17 protein-coding genes are annotated in these 17,529 nt (G+C 71.7%); 6 read left to right on the forward strand and 11 right to left on the reverse strand.

The window, feature by feature from the left end; translation table 11 throughout:
- Positions 1–6: 6 nt before the first annotated feature.
- From LTT61_RS13435 to dapE, 6 genes are all read right to left on the reverse strand, one after another.
- Positions 7–945 carry a glucosyl-3-phosphoglycerate synthase gene (locus tag LTT61_RS13435; RefSeq protein WP_233020293.1) on the reverse strand — a complete coding sequence of 313 codons (939 nt, stop codon included), beginning with the start codon at positions 943–945 and terminating at the stop codon, positions 7–9.
- Positions 942–1,841, reverse strand: a complete 900-nt coding sequence (folP, locus tag LTT61_RS13440) for a dihydropteroate synthase (RefSeq protein ID WP_233020294.1) — start codon at positions 1,839–1,841, stop codon at positions 942–944. Before folP ends, LTT61_RS13435 begins: the two co-directional genes overlap by 4 nt.
- A gap of 47 nt (positions 1,842–1,888) precedes the next feature.
- On the reverse strand, positions 1,889–3,640 hold the full coding sequence (locus LTT61_RS13445) for a long-chain-acyl-CoA synthetase (protein ID WP_269821883.1): 1,752 nt from the start codon (positions 3,638–3,640) through the stop codon (positions 1,889–1,891).
- A gap of 13 nt (positions 3,641–3,653) precedes the next feature.
- The gene (locus LTT61_RS13450) at positions 3,654–4,211 is read right to left on the reverse strand and encodes a TIGR00730 family Rossman fold protein (RefSeq protein WP_420094782.1); all 558 of its coding nucleotides are present in this window, start codon (positions 4,209–4,211) and stop codon (positions 3,654–3,656) included.
- Positions 4,208–5,002, reverse strand: a complete 795-nt coding sequence (locus LTT61_RS13455) for a TIGR00730 family Rossman fold protein (protein WP_233020296.1) — start codon at positions 5,000–5,002, stop codon at positions 4,208–4,210. The genes LTT61_RS13450 and LTT61_RS13455 overlap by 4 nt, the downstream gene beginning before the upstream one ends.
- A 73-nt stretch (positions 5,003–5,075) precedes the next feature.
- Positions 5,076–6,173 carry a succinyl-diaminopimelate desuccinylase gene (dapE, locus tag LTT61_RS13460; RefSeq protein WP_233020297.1) on the reverse strand — a complete coding sequence of 366 codons (1,098 nt, stop codon included), beginning with the start codon at positions 6,171–6,173 and terminating at the stop codon, positions 5,076–5,078.
- A gap of 77 nt (positions 6,174–6,250) precedes the next feature.
- On the opposite strand from dapE, the gene LTT61_RS13465 reads away from it, so the two are divergent.
- The 4 genes from LTT61_RS13465 (at position 6,251) to dapD (ending at position 10,554) form a co-directional block, all read left to right on the forward strand.
- A complete protein-coding gene (locus LTT61_RS13465; protein ID WP_233020298.1) occupies positions 6,251–7,222 on the forward strand; it encodes a LacI family DNA-binding transcriptional regulator in 972 nt (323 codons plus the stop codon).
- A 68-nt stretch (positions 7,223–7,290) separates the two neighbouring features.
- The gene (locus LTT61_RS13470; protein ID WP_233020299.1) at positions 7,291–8,355 is read left to right on the forward strand and encodes an ecdysteroid 22-kinase family protein; all 1,065 of its coding nucleotides are present in this window, start codon (positions 7,291–7,293) and stop codon (positions 8,353–8,355) included.
- 79 nt (positions 8,356–8,434) lie between these two features.
- Positions 8,435–9,610, forward strand: a complete 1,176-nt coding sequence (locus LTT61_RS13475) for a PucR family transcriptional regulator (RefSeq protein ID WP_233020300.1) — start codon at positions 8,435–8,437, stop codon at positions 9,608–9,610.
- A complete protein-coding gene (dapD, locus tag LTT61_RS13480; RefSeq protein WP_233020301.1) occupies positions 9,607–10,554 on the forward strand; it encodes a 2,3,4,5-tetrahydropyridine-2,6-dicarboxylate N-succinyltransferase in 948 nt (315 codons plus the stop codon). The genes LTT61_RS13475 and dapD overlap by 4 nt, the downstream gene beginning before the upstream one ends.
- On the opposite strand, the gene LTT61_RS13485 is transcribed toward dapD, so the two are convergent.
- Entirely contained in the window at positions 10,551–12,002 is a 1,452-nt protein-coding gene (locus LTT61_RS13485; protein ID WP_233020302.1) for an acyl-CoA synthetase, read from the reverse strand. The two genes, dapD and LTT61_RS13485, sit on opposite strands and share 4 nt — an antisense overlap.
- Before the next feature lie 68 nt (positions 12,003–12,070).
- Between LTT61_RS13485 and LTT61_RS13490 the strand changes: the two genes are divergently transcribed.
- Positions 12,071–12,916, forward strand: coding sequence for an oxygenase MpaB family protein (locus LTT61_RS13490; protein ID WP_233020303.1), 846 nt, complete (start codon positions 12,071–12,073; stop codon positions 12,914–12,916).
- 22 nt (positions 12,917–12,938) lie between these two features.
- On the opposite strand, the gene LTT61_RS13495 is transcribed toward LTT61_RS13490, so the two are convergent.
- Positions 12,939–13,334 (reverse strand): contact-dependent growth inhibition system immunity protein, encoded by a 396-nt coding sequence (locus LTT61_RS13495; RefSeq protein ID WP_233020304.1) that lies wholly within the window; start codon positions 13,332–13,334, stop codon positions 12,939–12,941.
- 8 nt (positions 13,335–13,342) lie between these two features.
- Positions 13,343–13,993, reverse strand: coding sequence for a TetR/AcrR family transcriptional regulator (locus tag LTT61_RS13500; protein WP_233020305.1), 651 nt, complete (start codon positions 13,991–13,993; stop codon positions 13,343–13,345).
- A gap of 125 nt (positions 13,994–14,118) precedes the next feature.
- On the opposite strand from LTT61_RS13500, the gene LTT61_RS13505 reads away from it, so the two are divergent.
- Positions 14,119–14,964 (forward strand): oxygenase MpaB family protein, encoded by an 846-nt coding sequence (locus LTT61_RS13505; RefSeq protein WP_233020306.1) that lies wholly within the window; start codon positions 14,119–14,121, stop codon positions 14,962–14,964.
- 1 nt (position 14,965) lies between these two features.
- Here LTT61_RS13505 and LTT61_RS13510 read toward each other — a convergent pair whose 3' ends face one another.
- Both LTT61_RS13510 and pruA read right to left on the reverse strand, forming a co-directional pair.
- Entirely contained in the window at positions 14,966–15,904 is a 939-nt protein-coding gene (locus LTT61_RS13510) for a proline dehydrogenase family protein (RefSeq protein WP_233020307.1), read from the reverse strand.
- On the reverse strand, positions 15,901–17,529 hold the full coding sequence (gene pruA / locus LTT61_RS13515) for an L-glutamate gamma-semialdehyde dehydrogenase (protein ID WP_233020308.1): 1,629 nt from the start codon (positions 17,527–17,529) through the stop codon (positions 15,901–15,903). The genes LTT61_RS13510 and pruA overlap by 4 nt, the downstream gene beginning before the upstream one ends.

Raw genomic sequence — 17,529 nt, forward strand, 5'->3', positions numbered from 1 at the left:
GCGAATTCAGGCTGCGACCTCGGCGGGGCGCAGCGTGTTCATCGGGGGGCGGTCGGCGAGCGAGACGTGCGTGCTGTGCGCGGTGAACTCGTCCCCGATCAGCGGGAACTGGGTGAGCGCCGCCCCGGAGTCGGGGATTCCGCAGCGCCCGAGCACCGTCCCGAGGATCTGCCGCGACATCACCCCGAGGTCGGAGAGCGGCCGGTTGCGGTGGGTCCGCACCCCGAGGTTCACCTGCCCGATGGCGTGCAGCCCGAGCCGGTCGTAGGTGTCGAGCAGCAGCCCGATCTCGACGCCGTAGCCGGGCGCGAACGGCACCGAGGTGAGCAGCTCCCTCGTCCCCGCGTACTCCCCGCCGAGCGGCTGCAGCACGGGGGTGAGCCCCGGCCGCAGCGCGGCGAGCAGCGGCCGCGCCACCAGCTCGGTGACCCGCCCGCCCCCGGTGGCGTCCACCGCGGCGCCCTGCCGCAGCGGCCGCCGGTAGTACGCCTTCACCAGGTGCAGATCCGGCACCGTGAGCAGCGGCCCGAGCAGCCGCGGCACGAAGGACGGGTCCGGGTCGATGAGATCGGAGTCCACGAAGGCGACCAGATCGCCACCGGTGGCGGCGAGCGAGCGCCAGAGCACCTCGCCCTTGCCGGTCACCGGCTCCAGCTCCGGCACCGCCTGCTCCCGGCTCACCACCCTGGCCCCGGCGGCGCGGGCGCGCGCGGCGGTGGCGTCGGTGGAGCCGGAGTCGAGCACGACCAGCTCGTCCACCAGGGTGCCGAGCAGCGGCCGGATGCTGGCCACCACGTCGGCGACGGTTTCCTCCTCGTTCAGGGCGGGCAGCACCACGGAGACCGTGCGCCCGTCCTTGGCGTCGACCAGTTCGTCGACGGTCCAGTCGGGGGCGTCCCAGGTGTGGGTGTTCGCCCAGCCGTGCTCGCGATAGCGGTTCGTCATACCAGTCCTCGCAATGTTCGCGCCGGCGGCCGGATGCCCTGGATCGCCGCGGTCATGTCCACCACCCGGCGGGTGGCGGCGACCTCGTGAACCCGGAACACTCGGGCGCCCTGTGCCGCCGACAACGCCGTCGCCGCCAGGGTGCCCTCCAGCCGTTCGGATAGTCCGACACCAAGAGTCTCCCCGATGAAATCCTTGTTGCTCAGCGCCATCAAGACTGGCCATCCGGTCTTTACAAGAACGTCCACTCCGCGCAACAGAGCGAGCCCGTGGTAGGTGTTCTTGCCGAAATCGTGGGTCGGATCGATGAGGATTCCGTCCCGCCGCACCCCCGCCGCGAGCGCCGCCTCGGCCGCCGCGGTGACCACCGCGGTCACCTCGGCCACCACGTCGGCGTAGCGCACCCGGAACGGGCGGGTGCGCGGGATCGCGCCGCCGGTGTGGCTGCAGACGATCCCCATACCGCGCTCGGCGGCGACCAGGACCAGCTCGGGGTCGGCGCCGGCCCAGGTGTCGTTCACCAGGTCGGCGCCCTCCTTCCCGGCGGCCAGCGCGACCTCGGCGCGCCAGGTGTCGACGCTGATCAGCAACTCGGGGTAGCGGGACCGGATGGCGGCGACGAAGGGAACCACCCGACGGCTCTCCTCGGCGGCGTCCACCTCGGCGCCCGGGCCTGCCTTGACGCCGCCGATGTCGACCAGGTCGGCGCCCTCGTCCACCGCGCGCGCGACGGCGTCCATCGCGGCGGCGTCGGTGAAGGTGGCGCCGCGGTCGTAGAAGGAGTCCGGGGTGCGGTTCACGATCGCCATGACCAGGGCCCGATCCGTCGCCACCGGCCTGCCGCAGAGGGTGGGCGGCGGGGCACTCCCCTCCGGGAGATGGCTGGCGCTGATCATGCTCCGACTGTACCGAGGGGGATGACGACCGGTCGGTGGTGTCCGGATCAGCCGCGCGGGGCGCGGCCTGCGGCGACCTCGGCCGGGTAGCCGGCGCGGAACGGCACGTAGCCGGCCGCCCTGCCGTCCAGCACGTACAGCTCGCCGTCGGCGTCCGGGTCGAAGCCCTGGTTCCGCAGCTCCACCTTGCGGCTCTTGAAGGTCGAGGTCTGCTCCAGCTCGCCGACCACCCGGACGAAGAGCGGGCGGGCGTACCCGGGCAGCCGGTCGTACACCAGCGCGGCGAGCGCAGCGCCGTCGAACTCGGCGTCCGGGCGCAGCACCACCGCCGCCATCCCGGCCCTGCCGTCCGCGCCGGGCACCTCGACCCCGTACACGACGGCCTGCGCGAGCTCGGGGGCCGCGCCGAGCGCACCCTCCACCTCGGTGGTCGCCACGTTCTCGCCCTTCCAGCGGAAGGTGTCGCCGACCCGGTCCACGAAGGCGATGTGGAACCAGCCCTGGTCGCGCACCAGGTCGCCGGTGTCGAACCAGACGTCGCCGCGGCGGAAGCCGTCGCGCACCAGCTTGGCCTCGCCCGCCGCCGGGTCGGTGTAGCCGTCGAACGGGGTGAGCCTGGTGACCTTGGCGAGCAGCAGCCCGGCCTCGCCGGTGCGCACCCGGCGCAGCTTCCCGTCCCGGCCGCGGCGCGGTCCGCCCGCCTCCTCGTCGTACTCGACAACGGCGTACGGCAGCGGCCCGAACCCGGCGGTGCGCGGCACCCCGAACCCGTTCACGAAGGCGATATTGCCCTCGCTGGCCCCGTAGAACTCGACGATCCGGCGCACCCGGAAGCGGCGCTGGAAATCGTCCCAGAGCTCCGGGCGCAGCCCGTTGCCGACGGCGAGCCGCACCCGGTGCCCGCGGTCGGTGGCGCGCTCCGGCTGGTTCAGCAGGTAGCGGCAGAGTTCGCCGATGTAGACGAAGGCGGTGGCGCGCTCCCGGATCACCTCGTCCCAGAACCGGGAGACCGAGAAACTCCGGCCGAGCGCGAGCGTCGCGTTGCCCGCGAGCACCGAGGCGAGCGCGACCGTGAGCGCGTTGTTGTGGTAGAGCGGCAGGCAGCAGTAGAGCGTGTCCGAGCCGCGCAGCCGCACCCCGAACCCGCCGAGCCCGGACATCGCCCTGCTCCAGCGCAGGTGTGTCATGACGCTGGCCTTCGGCATGCCGGTGGTGCCGGAGGTGAAGATCAGGAAGGCGCGCTCGCTCGCCCGCACCCGCGCGCAGGCGGGCGGGTCGTCGGCGGCGGCGGTGCGCGCCCGCTCGGCCAGCTCCTCGGCCGCGAGCAGGTTGCCCGGGCGCTCGTCCAGGGAGTCCAGCGCCTCCGCGCACTCCGCCCCCGCGACCAGCACCCGGCTCGCCAGCAGCTCGATGCTGTGCGCGAGCACCTCGCCGCGCTGGTGGTGGTTGAGCAGCCCGGCGGTGGCGCCGAGTTTGACCGTCGCGAGCACCGCGAAGAGCGCCTCCGGCCGGTTCTGCAGCAGGATCCCGACCACGTCGCCGCGGCGCACCCCGGCCGCGGTGAGCACCGCGGCGTACCGGTTCACCTCGGCGTTCGCCTCGCGGTAGGTGAAGGCGGCGCCCTCGAAGCGCAGGAACACCCGGTCCGGAACGCTGTGCGCGACCTGCTGGAAGGCGAACCCCACCGAGCGGGCGTGCAGCAGCCCGAAGGCGTTGCGCAGCATGGCAGGCGCGTCCGGCACCATGCCGGGCAGCCGGGTGACGATGTCGAGCAGGCCGACCGTCGACGGGGTGCTCACCGCGGTTCTCCTCTCAGGCGGACGCGGGCTCCAGCGCCGCGAAGGCGGACGGCAGGTCGGGGGCCACCACCACCCGGTCCAGCGCCGCCGCGGTGACGAAGCCGCGGTCGCGCAGGGTCGCGATCCAGTCGAGCAGCCCGGTGTAGAAGCCGTCGGCGTCCAGCAGGACCACCGGTTTGCCGTGCTCGCCGAGGTAGCCGCCGGTCCAGGTCTCGAAGAACTCCTCCAGGGTGCCGATGCCGCCGGGCAGCACGAGGAAGGCGTCCGCGCGCTCTTCCATGACCTGCTTGCGCTGGCGCATGGTGTCGGTGACGACCAGCTCGTCGGAGTCGACGTCGGCGACCTCCTGGTGCACCAGGTGCTTCGGGATGACGCCGAGCGTGTGCGCGCCGCCCGCCCGCGCCGCGGTGGCGACCGCGCCCATCATCGAGACGTGCCCGCCGCCGGAGACCAGCCGCCAGCCGCGGTGCGCGATCTCGGTGCCGACGCGGGCCGCGAGCCGCACGTACTCCGGGTCGGTGGTGCTTGCCGAGCAGTACACGCAGACGGCGTACCCGTTCGCAGCGGTCACCACTCGTCCTCGGTGCCGAGCGCGTCCACCTTGCCGGTGCCGCCGGAGGTGCGGATGATCTCCACCACCTCGGCGACGTCGTCGGTGACGTAGAGCAGGTCCAGGTCCTCCGGCGAGATCTTGCCGGAGGCGGCCAGCGAGTCCCGGATCCAGTCGACCAGCCCGCCCCAGAACCTGGTGCCGAAGAGCACGATCGGGAACCGGGTGACCTTGCGGGTCTGGACCAGGGTGAGCGCCTCGAAGAGCTCGTCCAGGGTGCCGAAACCGCCGGGGAGGCAGACGAATGCCTGCGAGTACTTGACGAACATGGTCTTGCGCACGAAGAAGTAGCGGAAATTGATGCCGAGGTCGACCCACTCGTTCAGCCCCTGCTCGAACGGCAGCTCGATGCCGAGCCCGATCGAGTAGCCGCCCGCCTCGCAGGCGCCGCGGTTCGCGGCCGCCATCGCGCCCGGCCCGCCGCCGGTGATCACCGCGTACCCCGCCTCGGCCAGCGCCGCGCCGATGGCGAGCCCGGCCTGGTACTCCGGGTGCTCCTCCCCGGTGCGCGCCGAGCCGAAGACGGTGACCGCGCGCGGCACCTCGGCGAGCGCGCCGAACCCCTCGACGAACTCGGCCTGGATGCGCAGCACCCGCCACGGGTCGGTGTGCACCCAGTCCGAATCGCCGCGCCTGTCGAGCAGGTTGCGATCGGCGGTGCTGCCGTCCCGGCGCGCCCTGCGGAAGACGAGCGGGCCGCGAAACCTGGTGGAGGGCCTGCGCTGACCGGCAGCTTCGGCGTCGGTGGACATGCGCCCCACGCTACCGGCCGCGACCTCGCCCGAGCGCGGGGACCGAGTTGTTCGCCCGGCTGTTGCCCCGGCGTCACGCGCCGTCGGTCAGGTACCCCCTGAGCACCTCGGTGACCTGGGTGATCTGCCGCACCGGCACCCGCTCGTCGCGCTTGTGCGCCAGGTTCGGATCGCCGGGCCCGAGGTTCACCGCCGGGATGCCGCGGGCCGCGAACCGGGCCACATCGGTCCAGCCGTACTTGGCCCGCACCCCGCCGCCGCCCTGCTTGCGCACCGCCGCGATCAGGTCGGCCGCCGCCGGCGCTCGCAACCCCGGCAGCGCGCCCGCCGCCGAGTCGGTGACCTCCAGCTCCAGCTCCAGCCCGGAGAAGACCTCGGCGACGTGCTCGGCGGCCTGCTGCACCGAGCGGTCGGGGGCGAAGCGGAAGTTCACCTCGACCTCGGCGGCGTCCGGCACCACATTGCCGGCGACCCCGCCGCCGACCCGCACCGCGGAGAGCCCCTCACGGTAGACGCAGCCGTCGATGTCGACCTCGCGGCCGCGGTAGCTCGACAGCCGCTCCAGCACCGGGGCGAGCCGGTGGATGGCATTGTCCCCCAGCCACGACCGGGCCGAGTGCGCGCGCACGCCCGCGGTGCTGAGCTTGGCCCGCAGCGTGCCCTGGCAGCCGGCCTCGACCCAGCCCGCCGACGGCTCGCCGAGGATCGCGAGGTCGGCCTCCAGCCACTCGGGGAGGTCACGCTCGATGCTGTTGAGGCCGTTGTAGCGGGCCGCGATCTCCTCGCAGTCGTAGAAGATCAGGGTGAGATCACAGACCGGATCGGCCACGGTGGCGGCGAGGTGCAGGAAGACCGCGTCGCCGGATTTCATGTCCACGGTGCCGCAACCGGCCAGCACCCGGTGGCCGTCCTCCATGACGTAGTGGCTGGGCAGGTTCTCCGCGATCGGCACGGTGTCCAGGTGCCCGGCCAGGATCACCCGATCCCGCCTGCCGCGGTCGGTACGTGCGAGGACGACATTGCCGTGCCGCAGCACGGTGAAGCCCGAGGTCTGTTCGCGCAGCGCGGTTTCCACCACGTCGGTGATGGCCGCCTCGTCCCGGGAAACACTCGGGATGTCGACGAGGGCGGCGGTCAGCTCGATCGGGTCGGCGCGCAGGTCGATGCTCACGGCGTCAGCCTACGTCCAGTTCGCCGCGCGGATGCCGTGCCATCATGGTCGCGGCCGGGGCGAGGAGAAGGGGTGTGATGACCGCGAGACCGACCAAGGCGGACGTGGCCAGGCAGGCCGGTGTCTCCACGGCGACCGTCAGCTACGTCCTGAACGACGTCCCCGGCCGCTCGATCTCCGAGCAGACCAGGGCCGCGGTCCGGCGCGCCGCCGACGAACTCGGCTACCGCCCCAATCTCGCGGCCCGCAACCTGGCCCGCCGGCGCAGCGGCGTCGTGCTCTTCGTGCTCCCGCAGGTGGCGCTGAACGCGCTGGCGATCGAGGTGAGCACCAGGATGACGACCGAGCTCGCGCGCCGCGGCGTCATGCAGGTGCTCCTCTTCGACACCGGCGACGAGGCCGCCGTCGTGAACGCCATCACCGACCTGGACCCGGTCGCCGTGACCGGCGTCTACCCGCTGCAGGGCGCCGCGCTCGCCGCCGTCGAGGCGGCCCGCATCCCCAACTTCCACCTGGGCAGCAGCCGCCTCGCCGACCTCGGCAACCTGCACCTCACCGCGGGCGAGGTCCGGATCGCGCACCTGGTGGAGCGCGGGCACCGGCGGCTGGCCTACGCCTTCTCCCCCGACGAGTCGGTGCGCCCGATCGGCGAGTACTGGCTGGCCGGGCTGCGCACCGCAATGACCGCCCGCGGGCTGCCCGAGCCGGAACTCGCCGAGGTACGCACGGCGAACGCGGCCCAGGTCGTGACCGAGTGGCGGGAGCGCGGGGTCACCGCGGTGTGCGCGCAGAACGACGACACCGCCTTCGTCGTCCAGCACGGCATGCGCCAGGCCGGGCTGGAGTGCCCGCGCGACCTGGCGGTGATCGGCGTCGACGCCATCCCGCTCGGCGAGGTCGCCGCGCCGCCGCTCACCTCGGTCGCCTTCGCCGCCGACGCCATCGTCGACATCGCCACCGCGGCCTTCATGACCGCGCTCGGCTACCCCACCGAGGCGGAGGCCACCGGCGCCGACCTGGTCGTGCTGCAGGTCCGCGAATCCACCTGATTTCTCCGGTTACGCGCGTAACCTCTCCCGAGAATGCAGTTCTCCTCGATGGCTGAGAGAGGTTCTCGATGACGCACGACCTCCCGATCCCCGCCGACTGGGCGGAGATCACCCCGGAGTGGATGACCGCGGCGCTCGCCGCCGACTTCCCCGGCGTCCGGGTGACCGCGGTGCAGGTGACGCTGCGCGACGACGGCACCAACCGCCGCGCCCGGCTCGGCCTGGAGTACGCGGGCACGCCCGGCCCGCGCTCGGTGTTCGTCAAGGCCGCCGACCCCGCGCACAAAGAGCTGATCAAGATGACCAGCGGCATGTACCACGAACCGCGGCTTTTCCAGAGCGGACTGCCGCTCCCCATCGAGCACCCGGCCGTGCACACCGCGCTGATCGACGAGCAGCGCGAGGACTTCCTGCTGGTCATGGAGGATCTCGCCGAACGCGGCGCCGACCCCCGCGACGCCACCCGCCCGCTCACCGTCGACCAGGCCGCCGACGGCGTACGCGCCCTGGCCCGGCTGCACGGCACCTACTGGGGCGTCCGGCTGGAGCAGCACCCGGAGCTCGCCTGGCTGGAGCCCTTCGTCCCGTGGGACGGCATGGAGATCGCCCCGCTGCCCGCCGCGCTCGACCGGCTCCCCGACGCCCCGCCCGCCGTACGCGAGCTGACCATCGGCGCGCTGATCGACGACATCTGGAAGCCGTACATCGCGAGCCTCACCACCGGCCCGCAGACGCTGCTGCACGGCGACGCGCACATCGGCAACACCTACCTGCTCGACGGCGCCCGGGTCGGCTTCCTCGACTGGCAGGTGGCAAGGCGCGGCTCCTGGTCGCTCGACCTCGGCTACTTCCTGCAGGGCTCGCTCACCATCGAGGACCGGCGGCGCGCCGAGACCGACCTGCTCGCCGAGTACCGCGGCGCACTGGAGCTCCCGGCCGCCGAGCTGCCGTCGGCGACCGAGATCAGGGACGGCTACCGCGCCTCCGTCGCACACGGGCTGACGCTCTGGCTCTGCACCGCGAGCGCGGGCGAGCTCTGGCAGCGCCCGGACATCGCGCTGGCGCTGGCCGAGCGGTACGCCGCCGCCTACGCCGACCTGGACACCGCGGGCGCACTCGCAGCACACCGTTGATAACCGGCGGTTACGCGCGTAACGTCTCCGAGTAACACCGTTATCGCCTGGTAGGCGCCGAGCAGTGGAGGAGCCTGTCGTGACCGTCACCCTGCCGGAACGCGAACTACTCGAGATCGCGGCGCTCGACGCGCCGGACGAGGTGACCGCGCTCACCAGGCAGTGCCTGGCGGCGGCGCTCGCCACCGCCGACGGCGACGACACCACCGAGCACATCGCCGAGATCGAGCGCGCCGCGGCGGGCTGGGCCAGGACCGGCGTGCCGATCGACGCCGTCCACCACGCCGTGCACTCCGGCTACCGGATCGGCCTCGACCTGGTGGCCGCCCGCCGCACCGAGGGCGAGGTGCGCCGCGACGACTACGACACCCTGGTGGCCGGGATGCGCGCCATGCTGACCGCGCTCGACCGGATGACCACCGCGATCAGCATGGCCTACGTCCGCGAGCTGCGCTCCGCCGCCGCCGACCACCACACCGCCGTGCACACCCTCACCTCCGCGCTGCTCGGCGGCTACTCCACCAGCACCATGACGCGCGAGTGCGGCATCGAGCCCGCCGAGCGGTACGCCGTGCTCGCGCTGCAGATCCCCACCCACCCCGACGCCGCCGACCCCGCGCTCGACGGCGACGTCGTGGTCCGGCGCACCCTGCGCCGCGCCCAGGCCGCGCTCGCCGCGCACGCGGGGCGCGACACCCTCGCCCTGCTCAGCGTGGACGGCGGCACCGTGCTGCTGCCCGCGCACACCGTCAACGACGCCTCGCTGGAGGCGCTGATCGCCGAGCTGACCGCGGCCGCCAGGGTGCCGATCACCGCCACCGTCGTGCACGCCGACAAGCACGCCATTCCCGACGCCGCCGACCGCGCGCACCAGCTGCTCGACACCGTCACCCTGATCGGCGCCCGCGGCGGGCTGCACCGCTTCGAGCGCATGGCCCTCGAATTCCAGCTCACCAGGCCCGGCCCGGCCCGCGACTGCCTCGCCGCCATCCTGAACCCGCTGGACGAGCACCCCGAGCTGCTCGCCACGCTGCGCACGCACCTGGAGAACGACTTCAACCGCCAGCTGACCGCGCGGCAGCTGCACATCCACGCCAATACCGTCGACCACCGGCTCAAGCGGATCGCCCAGTTCACCGGGCTCGACCCCACCTGCGGCGCCGACATCTGGAAGCTGCGCTCGGCCCTGGTCGCGCGGTCGGCGGACGTGGCGGCACCACGCGCCGGTGGCGATCGGTACGCTCTCTCGACGTGAGCACTCAGGGAGCAGCAGCAGTCGGCATCGCCACCGTGACCTCGTCCGGGACCGTTCTGGACACCTGGTACCCGGCCCCGGAGCTCGGCAGCTTCGACAGCACCGGCACCGAGCGGCTGGACGCGCCGCCCGCCGAGTACTCCACCCTGGTCGGCCCCGACGACGCGCGCGATGTCGAGGTGGTCGCCGTGCGCACCACCATCGCCGACCTCTCGGCCCCCCCGGTCGACGCGCACGACGTCTACCTGCGGCTGCACCTGCTCTCGCACCGGCTCGTCCAGCCGCACGGGCTCAACCTGGACGGTCAGTTCGGGCTGCTCGCCAATGTCGTGTGGACCAACCACGGCCCCGCCGCGGTGGACGGGTTCGAGAACGTCCGGCTGCGGCTGCGCGGCCGGGGGCCGGTGACCGTGTACAGCATCGACAAGTTCCCGCGGATGGTCGACTACGTGGTGCCCACCGGAGTGCGGATCGGTGACGCCGACCGGGTCCGGCTCGGCGCGCACCTGGCCGCCGGGACCACCGTCATGCACGAGGGATTCGTGAACTTCAATGCCGGGACGCTCGGCACGTCGATGGTCGAGGGCCGGATCTCGGCCGGTGTCGTGGTCGGGGACGGGGCGGATGTGGGTGGCGGCGCCTCCACCATGGGCACGCTCTCCGGAGGCGGCACCACCGTGATCTCGGTCGGCGCGCGCTCGCTGCTCGGCGCCAACTCCGGGCTCGGCATTCCGCTCGGCGACGACTGCGTGCTCGAGGCGGGGCTCTACCTCACCGCGGGCACCAAGGTCTCGACGCCGGACGGGACGATCGTCAAGGCGGCACAGCTGAGCGGGCAGCCGAACCTGCTGTTCCGGCGGAACTCGCAGTCCGGCGCGGTCGAGGTGGTTTCGCGCACCGGCACCGGAATCGAGCTGAATTCCGCGCTGCACGCGCACAACTAGCTCAACTGCTTCTTCTGCACCTTCCCCATGGCGTTGCGCGGCAGCGTCTCGACGAAGCGAATCTCGCGGGGCCGCTTGTGGTTCGACAGTTCCGTCGCCACGAGCGCCACCAGCTCCGCTTCGTCGGGTGCCGCGCCGCGCGGCACCACAAAGGCGACGATGCGCTGGCCCAGATCGTCGTCGGGCAGGCCGACGACCGCGACCTCGGCCACCTCCGGGTGCCCGAGCAGCGCCGTCTCCACCTCCCCCGCCCCGACCCGGTACCCCCCGGACTTGATCAGATCCACCGACTCCCGCCCGACGATCCGATGGAACCCGTCGGCATCGATCACCGCCACATCCCCGGTCGCGAACCACCCGTCCGCGAGCCAGCTCTCGGCGGTGGCGTCCGGCCGGTTCAGGTACCCGTCGCCGAGCATCGGCCCCCGCACCTGCAGACTGCCGATGCTCTCCCCGTCGTGCGGCACCTCGGCCCCGCGCTCATCCAGCAGCCTGGTCTCGACCCCGCGCACCGGAAGCCCCACCCAGCCCGGCCTGCGCTCACCATCAGCCCTGGTGGAGAGCGTAATCATGGTCTCGCTCATCCCGTACCGCTCCACCGGCGCGTGCCCGGTGAGTTCGTGCAGTTTCCGAAACACCGGCACCGGCAGCGGCGCGCTCCCGGAGACCAGCAACCGAGCCTCGGCAAGCTTTCGCGCCGACTCCTCGTCCTCCGCGATCCGCGACCACACCGTCGGCACCCCGAAATACAGCGTCCCGCCCGCCGCGGCATACGCCTCCGGCGTCGGCTTCCCGGTGTGGATCACCCGGCTCCCGACCCGCAACGGCCCGAGCAACCCGAGAATCAGCCCGTGCACGTGGAACAGCGGAAGCCCGTGCACGAGCGTGTCGTTCCTGGTCCACGCCCACGCCTCGGCCAGCGCATCCAGCCCGGCCGCGATCGCCCCCCGGCTGAGCAGCACCCCCTTCGGCGCCCCGGTGGTCCCCGACGTGTAGAGCACGAACGCGATCCCCGCCGGATCCGGCTCCGCATACCGATGCCACGACCGCGCGTGCTTCCGCACCGGAATCCGCGGCAGCTCACTCCCCTCGGGAGCGTCCCCGAGCCAAGCCTGCGCACCGGAGTCCCCGAGAATGTGCCGCAACTCCGCGGCACCCGAATCCGGCGGCACCGGCACCACACTCACCCCCGCCAGCAACGCCCCCGTCACCGCGAGCACGGTGGTCACGGTCGGCCGCGCCAGCACGGCGACCCGCTCCGCCCCCGCCACCCGCTCGGCCACCGAGGTGGCCGCCCCGAGCAGGTCGGAGCGGGAGAGCGTCTCCCCGGCAATGGTCAGGGCATCCGGGAGGTCGTCGCCGGCGGCGACGGCGGCCGGGTTCAGCGATCGCAGCAGCACCCCGCTCACGCTACTGATCACAGATCGGTCACCGCTCACGGGCGTCATTGACACGCTTTGCGAAACAGTGAAACCGTGGCTGTGTATCCATCTCACCGTCGAGATCGGAGGTCGGAGTGTCCCGACCGTCGCCCGTGCCCCCCGAGCCCCCGGCCGACTTCGACGTCGCCGCCTTCCTACCGGTGGTAGCGGGCGGCCTCGCCGCCGCCCCCAACGTCATCCTGCAACTCGCCACCCCCGGCGTCGGCTACGGCGTGCTGGAGAGCAAAGTGCACAGCGGCAACGTCATGATCCACCCGATCAAACGCCTCCGCACCACCATGACCTACCTCGCCGTCGCCCTGCTCGGCACCGACGAGGAGCGCGCCGCCTACCGCGAGGCCGTGAACACCGCGCACCGCCAGGTCCGCTCCACCGCTTCGAGCCCGGTCGAATACAACGCCTTCGACGTCCGCCTCCAGCTCTGGGTAGCCGCCTGCCTCTACTGGGGCCTCGCCGACCTGCACGAACGCCTGCACGGCCCGATGGACGGCCCCGAAGCCGACGCCTTCTACCAGTACGCCGCCCGCCTCGGCACCACCCTCCAGGTCCGCGCGGACATGTGGCCCCCCGACCGCGCCGCCTTCGACCGCTACTGGTCCGAGAACCTGGCCGCCACCACCGTCTCCCCTGCCGTCCGCGCCTACCTCCGCGACCTCGTCGACCTCAAGATGCTGCCGCTACCGGTCCAGCTCCTCCTGAGCCGCCCGCACCGCTACCTCGTAGCCGGAATGCTCCCCCCGCACGTCCGCGACCAGATGGGGTTGCGCTGGACGCCCCGCGACGAATGGCTCCTCTCCCACACCCTCCGTCTCCTCGGCCACGTCGACAACGCCCTCCCCTACTCGGTGCGCCGCCTCCCCCTCAGCATCTACCTCAGCGACCTGCGCTTCCGCCGCAAGCACGGACTCCCGCTGGTCTAGCAACAGCCCGGAACTCGAAGCCTCAGGCGATTCCGAGGGAAGCCGCTCGTTCCCAGATCTCGCCCACCACAGAGCCGTCGTCGATCTGCCGAATCCGCTCGATCGCCACCCGCAACCGATCGATGTCCTTCGAGTTCAGCGCCCCGGCTTCGCCGAGCCGCAACACGACAACCAGAAGATCGCCGGGATACATATCCCCAGAGGTCAGCGGATCGGCGTCGATCAGGTCGAGAGCGCGCGGCAGCACCGCCGAGACAGCTTCCCGCTGCCCGAGGAGAATCCGGAGGTCCTCCGCTGTCAGCGCGGAAATAGGCAGCCGGCGCAGGCCGTGCACGACCCGGATCAGCCTGCTGGCATCGGGATCCGACTCAGGCCACCGCCCCTCCAACTGTTCGATACTCGCATCGCTCTCGAGCATTCTCGAATTCAGCTCTCGGCCAACCGCCCCGGCACCCGGAACGAGACAGCGATATGGTCCCGCGCGAAATCGCGCACCGCCCGCTCGTCCTCGAACGGAATCACCGTCTGCGGCGTGAGCGCCAGCGAGAGCGACGTCCGGGCGATCATCTCGGCAATCGGCGCCGGATCGTACTCCGGCAACTTCCCCTCCCGCTGCAACCGAGAGATGAACTCCACCAAGTAATCCCGCCCGAGCTCGATCACCGGAGCCCCCTGCACGGTCAGATAGGGAAGCACGATCTCCGGCTCGGTCTGCAACAGCCGATCCAGCAGCTTGTTCCCCCGCAACCCCTCCAGAAACACCACGAACAGCTCAACGATCTGATCCTCGGCCCCGGCATCCCGATCGACCTGCCGCTGCAACGCCGCATCCACGTCCTCGACGAACTGCTTCGCCTGCCGCAACCCCACAGCTTGGATGAGATCGGATTTGCTGGCGAAGCGCCGGTAGAGCGTGGCCAGCGAGAGCCCGCACCGCCGCGCCACCTCGACCATGCTGGTCCGCTTGATGCCGAAGTCGAGGAAGGCGACGAGCGCCGCGTCGAGCACGCGCGTCTGGTTGCGATCCTCCGGGCCCGCGGACCGCACCAGATGCAGCAGTCGGGTCAGCTTCGCCATGTCGGCCACCCTATCCATCCGCGAAACGATGACAGCTTCAGCATCGCATGGTCACAACCCCGATTGACAGCGTTTCGAGATGATGAGAGCTTTACCGGTGAATCTTCTCACGGAAGGTGGCAACGATGCCAGCACCGCACCCCGCGCCGACGGCGACCCCCGTCGACGACTTCGACATCGCCGCCCGATGGACCGGCGCGGGCGCCTTCCTCGGCGGCACCGCGAACGTGATCATGCAGCTCAGCCATGCCCCCGTGGCCTACGGCGTGCTGGAGAGCTCGGTCGATTCGGGCAAGGTCATGCTGCACCCGATGAAGCGGCTGCGCACCACGCTCACCTACCTCGCCGTCGCGCTGATGGGCACCGACGAGGAGCGCGCCGCCTACCGCGACGCCGTGAACACCTCGCACCGCTCGATCCGCTCCTCGAAGCAGAGCCCCGTCAAGTACAACGCCTTCGACCCGAACCTGCAGCTCTGGGTCGCCGCCTGCCTCTACTACGGCGTGATCGATATCGAGCGCAGGCTGCACGGCGAGTGGGACGACGACACCGCCGACACCTTCTACCGCTACGCCGCCCGCCTCGGCACCTCGCTGCAGATGCGCCCCGACATGTGGCCCGCCGACCGCGCCGCCTTCGCCGAGTACTGGGAGTCCGGCCTCGCCACCCGCGCCATCGACGACCGCACCCGCGAGTACTTCGACACCCTCATCGACCTGCACATGCTGCCCAAACCGCTGCGCGCCTTCGCCCCGTTCCAGCGCTTCCTGGTGACCGGCCTGCTCCCGCCCCGGCTCCGCGAGCAGATGGGGATGACCTGGTCGGAGCGCGAGGAGCGGCGGCTCGAGCTGCTCATGCGGGCCATCGGCGCCGGCCAGCGCAAACTGCCGACGACGCTGCGGCTCTTCCCGATGAACTTCTACCTGGCCGATTTCCGGCTGCGCCGCAGGCTCGGCAAGCCACTGGTCTGAGTCACGAACGGCTGACCAGGGCGCGCAGGAAGAAGCCCAGGTTGGCCGGGCGCTCGGCCAGGCGGCGGGTCAGGTAGCCGTACCACTCGGTGCCGTACGGCACGTAGACCCGCACCGCCCGGCCCTCCGCCGCCAACCTGCGCTGTTCCAGATCGCGCACGCCGTACAGCATCTGGTGCTCGTAGCGCGGGATTCCGGCTCGGATGGCCGCCTCGACCAACGCCGGGTCGTGGCTGGCGACCATCGGGTAGCCGTCGCCCTTCATGAGCACATCCAGGCAGCGCAGGTAGGAGTCGGTGACCTCCGCACTGTGCTGGAACGCGACTTCGGGCGGCTCGTTGTACGCGCCCTTGCACAGCCGGACCCGGGAGGCTTCGCTGGCGAAGCCGCCGCAATCCGCCTCGGTGCGGTGCAGGTAGGACTGGAGGACAACGCCGAGCCAGGGGAATTCCGGGCGCAGGGCGTGCACGGTGGCGAGGGTGCCGGCGGTGGCGGTGTGGTCCTCGGCGTCGACGGTCACCCAGACGCCCGCGCGCTCGGCGGCTTCACAGATCGTGCGCAGCCGGTCGATGGCCGTGGGTTCCGGCAGTGCCTGGCCGAGCGCCGAAAGCTTGACCGACACCTCCAGCGGCACCGCCCACTCCGGCCCCCGTTCGACGCCCGGCGCATCGGCCAGCGTCGCCAGATCACCGATCAACGCCAGGTACTCGGCGACGACGGCATCGGCCTGCGCCGGGTCGGTGGTGTTCTCGCCGAGGAAGTCGACGCTGACCCGCCGCCCGTCGGCGAGCAGTTCGCGGAGCACCGGGAGCAGCGCAGCCCGGTCGGCGCCCGCCACGAAGCGCCGCACCACCGCCGCTGTGGCCGGCACCGTGGTGACCGCCTTCGCCAGCCGCGGTGATCCGGCCGCCGCGAGGATCACCGGGCGCAGCGGGTTCACGGTGTGCCCATGTGCGGGTAGCGATGGTCGGTGGGCGGGACGAACGTCTCCTTGATCGTCCGCGGCGCGACCCAGCGCAGCAGGTTCAGCGGCGACCCCGCCTTGTCGTCGGTGCCGGAGGCCCGCGCCCCGCCGAAGGGCTGCTGCCCGACCACCGCGCCGGTCGGCTTGTCGTTGACGTAGAAGTTCCCCGCCGCGTATCGCAGTCGGGTGCTCGCCTCGGTGATCGCCTGCCGATCGCGGGCGAAGACGGCGCCGGTCAGCGCGTACGGCGCGGCGCTGTCGACCTCGTCCAGCACGGCGGGCCAGGCGTTGTCGTCGTAGACGTGCACCGCGAGGATCGGGCCGAAGTACTCGGTGCCGAACGCCTCGTCGCGCGGGTCGTCGACCAGCAGGACGGTCGGCTGCACGAAGTACCCCTCGCTGTCGTCCGCGGTACCGCCCACCGGGATCTCGATCCCCGCTTCCCGTGCCCGGTTCAGCGCGGCCACGTTCTTGTCGAAGGCCCTGCGGTCGATCAGCGCCCCGCCGAAGTGGGTCAGCTCGGCCACGTCTCCGTAACTCAATTCACCTGTGGTGTGGAGGAATTCGTCGCCCATGGCGGTCCAGAGCGATCGCGGGATATAGGCGCGGGAGGCAGCCGAGCACTTCTGACCCTGGTACTCGAAGGCGCCGCGGACGAGCGCGGTGGCGAGCGAGGCCGGGTCGGCGGAGGGGTGCGCGACCACGAAGTCCTTCCCCCCGGTCTCGCCGACCAGCCGCGGATACCCGCGATACCGGTCCAGGTTCGCGCCGACCTGCTGCCACAGGTACTTGAAGGTCTTCGTCGAGCCGGTGAAGTGGATCCCCGCCAGGTTCGGATCGGTGAGCGCGACTTCGGACAGAGCCTGCCCGTCCCCGGTGACCAGATTGATCACCCCCGGCGGCAGCCCCGCCTCCTCCAGCAGCTTCATCGTGTGGAACGCGGCGACGGTCTGCGTCGGCGACGGCTTCCACACCACCGTGTTGCCCATGAGCGCCGGCGCGGTGGGCAGGTTGCCCGCGATGGCGGTGAAGTTGAACGGGGTGATGGCGTAGACGAACCCCTCCAGCGGGCGGTAGTCCATGCGATTCCAAGTGCCCGCGCTCGACTCCGGCTGCTGGGCGAGGATGTCGCGAGCGAAGGCGACGTTGTAGCGCCAGAAGTCGACCAGCTCGCACGGGGCATCGATCTCCGCCTGCTGCGCGGATTTCGACTGGCCGAGCATGGTCGCGGCGGCCACGGTTTCCCGCCACGGGCCGGACAGGAGGTCGGCGGCGCGCAGCAGCACGGCGGCGCGTTCATCGAACGGGAGGGCGCGCCAGGCCGGGGCCGCGGCTGTGGCGGCGTCGATGGCCGAGCGGGCTTCCTCGTGCGTGGTGTCGGTGTAGGTGCCGAGCACGTGGCTGTGCCGGTGCGGAGTGACGATCTCGTGCCTGGTACCGGTGCCCGGGCGATGTTTGCCGCCGATGACCAGCGGAATTTCCAGCTGTTGCTCGGATATTTTGGTGAGTTTCGCACGCAGGCGCTCGCGTTCCGGGGTGCCCGGGGCGTAGGTGTGGATCGGCTCGTTGTCCGGGGTGGGGACAACCGTGACAGCATCCAT

It is taken from the genome of Nocardia asteroides, from assembly GCF_021183625.1.
In the GTDB taxonomy this organism is placed as follows: domain Bacteria; phylum Actinomycetota; class Actinomycetes; order Mycobacteriales; family Mycobacteriaceae; genus Nocardia; species Nocardia asteroides_A.

Coding starts and splice junctions, on each gene's coding strand:
- LTT61_RS13500 (WP_233020305.1), bottom strand. CDS start 13,993: ATGGCGAAGCTGACCCGACTGCTGCATCTGGTGCGGTCCGCGGGCCCG.
- LTT61_RS13470 (WP_233020299.1), top strand. CDS start 7,291: ATGACGCACGACCTCCCGATCCCCGCCGACTGGGCGGAGATCACCCCG.
- LTT61_RS13435 (WP_233020293.1), bottom strand. CDS start 945: ATGACGAACCGCTATCGCGAGCACGGCTGGGCGAACACCCACACCTGG.
- LTT61_RS13455 (WP_233020296.1), bottom strand. CDS start 5,002: ATGTCCACCGACGCCGAAGCTGCCGGTCAGCGCAGGCCCTCCACCAGG.
- LTT61_RS13465 (WP_233020298.1), top strand. CDS start 6,251: ATGACCGCGAGACCGACCAAGGCGGACGTGGCCAGGCAGGCCGGTGTC.
- LTT61_RS13505 (WP_233020306.1), top strand. CDS start 14,119: ATGCCAGCACCGCACCCCGCGCCGACGGCGACCCCCGTCGACGACTTC.
- folP (WP_233020294.1), bottom strand. CDS start 1,841: ATGATCAGCGCCAGCCATCTCCCGGAGGGGAGTGCCCCGCCGCCCACC.
- pruA (WP_233020308.1), bottom strand. CDS start 17,529: ATGGATGCTGTCACGGTTGTCCCCACCCCGGACAACGAGCCGATCCAC.
- LTT61_RS13495 (WP_233020304.1), bottom strand. CDS start 13,334: ATGCTCGAGAGCGATGCGAGTATCGAACAGTTGGAGGGGCGGTGGCCT.
- LTT61_RS13485 (WP_233020302.1), bottom strand. CDS start 12,002: ATGACGCCCGTGAGCGGTGACCGATCTGTGATCAGTAGCGTGAGCGGG.